This window comes from Gammaproteobacteria bacterium (assembly GCA_013001575.1).
Taxonomy (GTDB): domain Bacteria; phylum Pseudomonadota; class Gammaproteobacteria; order Steroidobacterales; family JABDMI01; genus JABDMI01.
The window spans coordinates 1-5,870 of the sequence record JABDMI010000117.1; the positions used below are offsets into that span (position 1 = coordinate 1).

A 5,870-nucleotide genomic window follows, 5' to 3' on the forward strand; every position below is an offset into this window, starting at 1 on the left:
ATCCACTGATAGTTACCCGCTTCGAGGTCAGTCACAGAGGCCAAGAGTTCTGAATTGTTGCCCTGTAAGGCCATAAGATTGATCTTGTCAGCTGCATCAATTGATATTGTGCCGCTGGGACCATGCAGTTCGATACCGGTGAAATCAACCCAGACTGCGGTTGCACCATCCACCGGGGCATCAGTAATTGAAAGTGAAAAGGCGCCGGTGGAAGGCGGGTCAGTTTCTCCACCGCAAGCCGCCAAGCCCAGGGCGACTGCGGAGAGCAAAACGTTTTTCGCTAGATTCATGGATAAAACTCCATAGTTAGTTATATGCACGAGTTGCGAATTCTACAAGGAATGGCTGAACTTATAATGAATAATGGTGTTTATGACTCTAAATTGTACAATTTAAAGTACAAATAGATCACAATGCCCCATTTTTCTGTAGCAAGGCGTGAATTTCCTCCGCCATTTTGCGATAGCCCTTTTCATTCAAATGGATCTGATCCGACTTGAGTGACGGGCTTTTGAGTAATTTTCCCAGCATGGCCTTGTCGAAGACCAGATTGAATTCGCTCGCCAGTTCGGCATACAACGGAGCCGCATCCGAAAACAGGTTCTTCTCGGGCACTCCGAGTAATACCACCGGAATGGATTGTGCTTGAGCTATTTGGATCATGTCGGCCAGATTTTGTTTGGCCTGGGCGTGACTGTGATTGCGTAATATGTCATTGCCGCCTTCGATCAAGATCACGAGTTCGGGTGCGTTTTGTTCAAGCACAGACGCAAAGCGTCCTAATCCTTCGGTGGTGGTTTCACCCGAGATCCCGGCGTTGATCACATTCCGCCCGCTGATCTCGGCCAGCACGGCGGGATAACTTTTATCCCGGGTGGTTCCAACTCCTTGAGTGAGGCTATCACCAAAGGCCACAATGGTAGCGTTTTGAGATAAAGGCGACAGGGGCTTTGCACCGCAAGCCGCCAGAATTATGATCCAGAAATAACTGAAAAAGAATTTTCTAAATTGTTGCATGCTCAACTCGCAGGGTCAGCAACCTTGAGCAGTTGTTTTCCGATGTTCTTGCCAGTAAAAATTCGCTGAAAGGCTTCAGGTGCATTCTCCAGGCCTTCTTGCAGATCTTCCTGGAATTTAATTTTGCCTTCCATCACCCATTTGGACAGGCCTGCAATCGCTTCCGGAAAACGCTTGGCATAATCCAGAATAATGAATCCTTGCATGCTGCCGCGCATAACTATCAAGCGGGTATAATTTTTGGGCCCAAAGACATCTTTGGAATTGTAATCGGAGATGGCGCCACACAAGACAACTTTGCCTTTTAAGGCGATACGATCCAAAACCATATCCAGGATCGGACCACCCACATTATCAAAATAACGGTCTATACCCTTGGGACAATATTCTTTTAACTTCGCTTTGACATCATCGTTCTTGTAATCAATGGCGTGATCCAGCCCTAACTCTTCGGTTAAGAATTTGGATTTCACCGGGCCGCCGGCAATACCGATCACGGTACAACCTTTGAGTTTGGCGATCTGGGCTGCTACCGAGCCTGTGGCACCGGCAGCGCCTGATACCACAACGGTTTGACCTTCTTTCAAGTCGGCCACATCCAGCATGCCAAAGTAGGCCGTGAGCCCGGTGATGCCAAGAATACTCAGGGGCATGGTGGGTGGAACATTGGTGGGCACTTTTTGAAAAGGCATGATGTTCTCACCCGTGGTCACACAATATTCTTGCCATCCAATTCCCCCCATAACGCGGTCACCTTTCTCAAAACCGTCCAGTTTTGATTCCACCACTTCACCCACCGCGTTACAACGCATGACCTCACCAATAGCAATGGCTTTGACATAGGTATCGCGCTCATTCATCCAGGCACGCAAAGTCGGGTCGAAAGACATGTACAGGTTTTTCACCAGCATTTCGCCGTCTTTTAGCTCGGGAACCGGGACTTCCTGAAATTTGAAATTGTCGCGGGCAACCATATCGGCAGGGCGAGAGGTCATAATCCATTGTTTGTTCATTAACTGGCTCATCGGGGAGTCTCCAAGCTTATCGGTAATTTGGGGTCGCACAGCATAAATCATTTTGAGAATGTTGTAATAACTATAATGTAACTAAAGTTCTACTATTTAGCTTATTAATAGTAAATTTAATCGGGAGAGAATGCATGCAAGCCATCTGGAACAATACCATCATCGCCGATAGTGCTGAAACCATTGTGGTCGAAGGCAATCATTACTTCCCGCCCGACTCAATTCGAGCGGAATATTTTCAAGAGTCCGATACGCATTCGAAATGTTTCTGGAAAGGTGTTGCGAGTTATAAACACCTCAGCGTAAATGGAGAAGTGAATAAAGACGCGGCCTGGTACTACCCGAATCCAAAAGACAAGGCTAAACAAATTACTGGTTATTATGCTTTTTGGAAAGGCGTGGAAATAGTTGAATAGATAAACCCAAACCCTGAATTTTCAAAACTAGATTAGTGATTTCCACATCGGCACACAATCATGCGTATTAAACTCGTTCGATCCACACGGGGTTATTTCATCACCCAGATAACCACATGATCTATACAAACGGTATCCCGGCAAGGTCGCCATTAATTCCATTTTAGTGAACCCGGCCTGGCGAGCTTCGTGTTCACAGATCCGGATTATCTCGCGTCCAATACCTTGTCTGGACCATTCCGGGTGCACAAAAAAAGCCCGAATACGCGAGGCATCGTTCTGCGGGTCCAGTAATGGAGAGGATTCATTGCCTTCAGAGGCGCCAAACAGTTTCGCGCGTTTGCTCCAGCCACCACAGCCAACAATTTTTTCGACCTCATCCTGCAGGATGGTTGCCACAATGAAGGTCTGGTCCCGGATCAGCTCTTCGTCCACGCCCCACACGGTACCAATGGCGGCTTCGATCTGAGTATTGGAGTAATCGGCCGCTGACAAGGCTCGTGAGGCGCAGGCGATCAGAGCCATCAATTCCGGCACATCCGGTAATGTGGCCTTACGAAAAATGACCTGGCTATCTGACATAAGTAAATAGTATCATTCTTGTTCGGGATTTAGGCGGTTGAGTGACCCGGCGGGGTTATACTGAACAGAATTAATTACTCAATATCTGATTTCTAAACCAGTGGTAAATGCAATGCAAAGAGACATACAGGAACAAATCGTAAAAGCGGTTGGCAATGGCCAATTAATACGTGCGATAAAGCTATTACGTCAGGCCGAGAATATCGACCTTAGGACCGCCAAACAAAGAATTGAGGAATTGAGCCGGCAAATGCAAAGCAATGAAGCTAACAATCCCTATACACAAAGCCAACAGCAACAGAACACCTACTCACAGCCCAGGGTGCATACCCATCGCCCGGCACGCCAGGAACAATACGACCTGGAAAAAGAATTGCCCACCGAAGCTTTTTTGTATTTGCAAAAAGGCGAAGTGAAAAATGCAATTCGCGTGATTCATGAAGTACAGGGCCTGAATAAAAATACCGCCACCCGGCTAGTCAAAACTTTTTACACCAATCATCCGGAATATCACTCAGACGAGGTTGATAAACTCATGCGCAGCAAGCTCGCAAGAACGGGTGGTGTACAAAGCAAGAAAAAATCGAATTTTATTTCCAATATTATCTTTTTCATTATTTTGATTATTTTGATCAATAACTTTATCAATTAACAAAACTTCTAAAGTGCACAAGGAAAATATTCGTGTCTACGGTTAATCGTCAACTGGTCTGGTTGAAAACCGCTGATCTCAGGGTTTCCGATAATAGCGCCTTGTATCTGGCCGCCGCGGCTGGTCCGCTGCTGGCGGCATTTGTAATAACGCCTGAGCAATATTCCCAGCATGACGATGCCGAGATCAAGCAGGACTTTTGGTACCGTAATCTGATCAATGTCAGAGACGAACTACTGAAACTGAATATTCCACTAAAGATCTTAAGCTGCCCGGACTTTGACGGCGTACCTGACGAGCTGTTCAAACTGGCGGTTAAGCACAATGTTGAAACCCTGCATTTCAACAAGCAATACGAGCTAAATGAACGAGCCTGCGAACAAGCGGTTAGAGAACGATTTGAAAAAAATGACATCGCGGTAGAGAGCTATACCGACAGCGTGATGTATGAACCTGGACAATTACGCACCCAAAAAGGCGATTTTTATACGGTTTTCACCCCGTTTAAAAAACTATTCCTCCGAGAATTTGAACATTTGGCCTGGCGGGTCTGGCCCAAGCCTAAAAAACAGGAAAGCCTGGACATTCAAGCGGATGATATCGACCCCTGGATCGACGCCACCGATGTACGCTCTGACCTGTGGCCATCCGGCGAGACAGCGGCCAAACGTCGCCTTTCAAGCTTTATAAAAAATCGCGTGAGTGACTACAAAAATACCCGTGATTTTCCGGCAGTAAATGGCACTAGTACCTTGTCTCCGTATTTGACCTCCGGCGTGCTCTCAATACGCCAGTGTTTTCAGGCCCTGGGCAAGATCGAAAATCTTGCTTCCAATCCGGGTGCGTTAACCTGGCAAAGTGAGCTGATCTGGCGTGAATTCTACAAGCACATCCTGATCGGTTTTCCACGCGTTTCACAACACCTTCCGTTCAAGGAAAAAACTCGGGGCTTGCAATGGAACCACAATCAGGAACATTTTCAGGCCTGGTGTGAAGGGCAAACCGGTATACCGATCGTGGATGCGGCAATGCGCCAATTGGTGCAAACCGGGTGGATGCATAATCGTTTACGCATGGTAACGGCGATGTTTTTATCAAAGAATTTATTCCTCGATTGGCGACAGGGTGAACAATTCTTTATGCAACATTTGATCGACGGTGATCTTTCGGCGAATAATGGCGGCTGGCAGTGGAGTGCTTCCACCGGCACCGATGCCGCGCCTTATTTCCGCATCTTTAATCCGGTCTCGCAATCCGAACGATTCGACCCACAAGGCAAATTTATTCGCAAATTTGTACCGGAATTAAAAACTTGCGACAACAAAAATATTCACAATCCATGGAATGCAAAAGTCCCGCCGAAAAACCTGGATTACCCTAGGCCGATCGTTGATCTGAAGATCACGCGACAACTGGCTATCGATAAATTCAAGGAATTGGGATAATGAAAAAAATAATATTGCCGATAATCGTGTTAATTTTTGCTACAAGTATTCATTGTGCGGATGCGGCCGAACAGCTCTACACCACACAGCCTCCGGCCACACCTGAATTAGCCAAATCCGGTCACTGGAAAGTGGGGGTGAGCACACTTGAGACCATCAACCCGCAACAATTGAGCACAAAAGATTTCACCACTCGTGAAGATCGTCCGCTAACCCTGGAAGTCTGGTATCCGGCAGATAACGGCACAACTTCAATTCCAGCAACGTATGCAGATTTAACCCGTTCCAAGCAAAGATTTGAATTGCAGGGCGTGGCTTGGCGTGATGCAGAACCACTAAAAGGTGAAACCACATTCCCGCTGGTGGTGCTTTCACACGGCTACACCGGTTCACGTAGCATAATGTTTTACCTGGCAGAACATCTGGCCAGTCATGGTTATGTGGTAGTTGGCATTGACCATACGGATTCCACCAATGCAGAAGTCGATTTTTTCAAGGCTCCCTACTCGGGATTTACCAGCACGCTGTTTCATCGAGCCCGTGATCAGCAATTTGTGCTGGATTACTTCTCCACGCAAGAAACACCATTTGCCAATCTTGTCGATACCGACAATGCTGCCGTGATCGGTTATTCCATGGGCGGATATGGGGCTTTGAATACCGCAGGCGGTTGTTATCAATACACCGAGGCAAGTCTTCTGCAATTTGGTTTTACCCCAGAACAAGCGGCACA

General features: G+C 47.1%; 8 protein-coding genes. 4 read left to right on the top strand and 4 right to left on the bottom strand.

The features are described 5' to 3' along the window. From HKN88_09400 to HKN88_09410, 3 genes are all read right to left on the bottom strand, one after another. Positions 1-290 (bottom strand): DUF4382 domain-containing protein (locus HKN88_09400; GenBank protein NNC98271.1); only part of this gene is annotated, 290 nt, incomplete at its 3' end. Between the two features lie 118 nt (positions 291-408). Beyond that, positions 409-1,017, bottom strand: a complete 609-nt coding sequence (locus tag HKN88_09405; protein NNC98272.1) for an arylesterase — start codon at positions 1,015-1,017, stop codon at positions 409-411. Positions 1,018-1,019: 2 nt separating this feature from the next. Continuing rightward, complete coding sequence (locus tag HKN88_09410) at positions 1,020-2,042, bottom strand: NADP-dependent oxidoreductase (protein NNC98273.1); 1,023 nt, start codon at positions 2,040-2,042, stop codon at positions 1,020-1,022. A gap of 134 nt (positions 2,043-2,176) precedes the next feature. Here HKN88_09410 and HKN88_09415 point away from each other — a divergent pair, with 134 nt between their 5' ends. Continuing rightward, positions 2,177-2,458 (top strand): DUF427 domain-containing protein, encoded by a 282-nt coding sequence (locus HKN88_09415; GenBank protein ID NNC98274.1) that lies wholly within the window; start codon positions 2,177-2,179, stop codon positions 2,456-2,458. Between the two features lie 27 nt (positions 2,459-2,485). Here the strand turns inward: HKN88_09415 and HKN88_09420 are convergent, their stop codons facing one another. Then, positions 2,486-3,040: a GNAT family N-acetyltransferase gene (locus HKN88_09420; GenBank protein NNC98275.1), complete on the bottom strand. Its 555-nt coding sequence runs from the start codon at positions 3,038-3,040 to the stop codon at positions 2,486-2,488. A 112-nt stretch (positions 3,041-3,152) separates the two neighbouring features. On the opposite strand from HKN88_09420, the gene HKN88_09425 reads away from it, so the two are divergent. The 3 genes from HKN88_09425 to HKN88_09435 form a co-directional block, all read left to right on the top strand. Beyond that, entirely contained in the window at positions 3,153-3,692 is a 540-nt protein-coding gene (locus HKN88_09425; protein NNC98276.1) for a hypothetical protein, read from the top strand. A 32-nt stretch (positions 3,693-3,724) separates the two neighbouring features. Continuing rightward, a complete protein-coding gene (phrB, locus tag HKN88_09430; GenBank protein ID NNC98277.1) occupies positions 3,725-5,137 on the top strand; it encodes a deoxyribodipyrimidine photo-lyase in 1,413 nt (470 codons plus the stop codon). After that, positions 5,137-5,870: acetylhydrolase (locus HKN88_09435; GenBank protein NNC98278.1), on the top strand; the 734-nt coding region annotated here is incomplete at its 3' end. The genes phrB and HKN88_09435, both read left to right, overlap by 1 nt.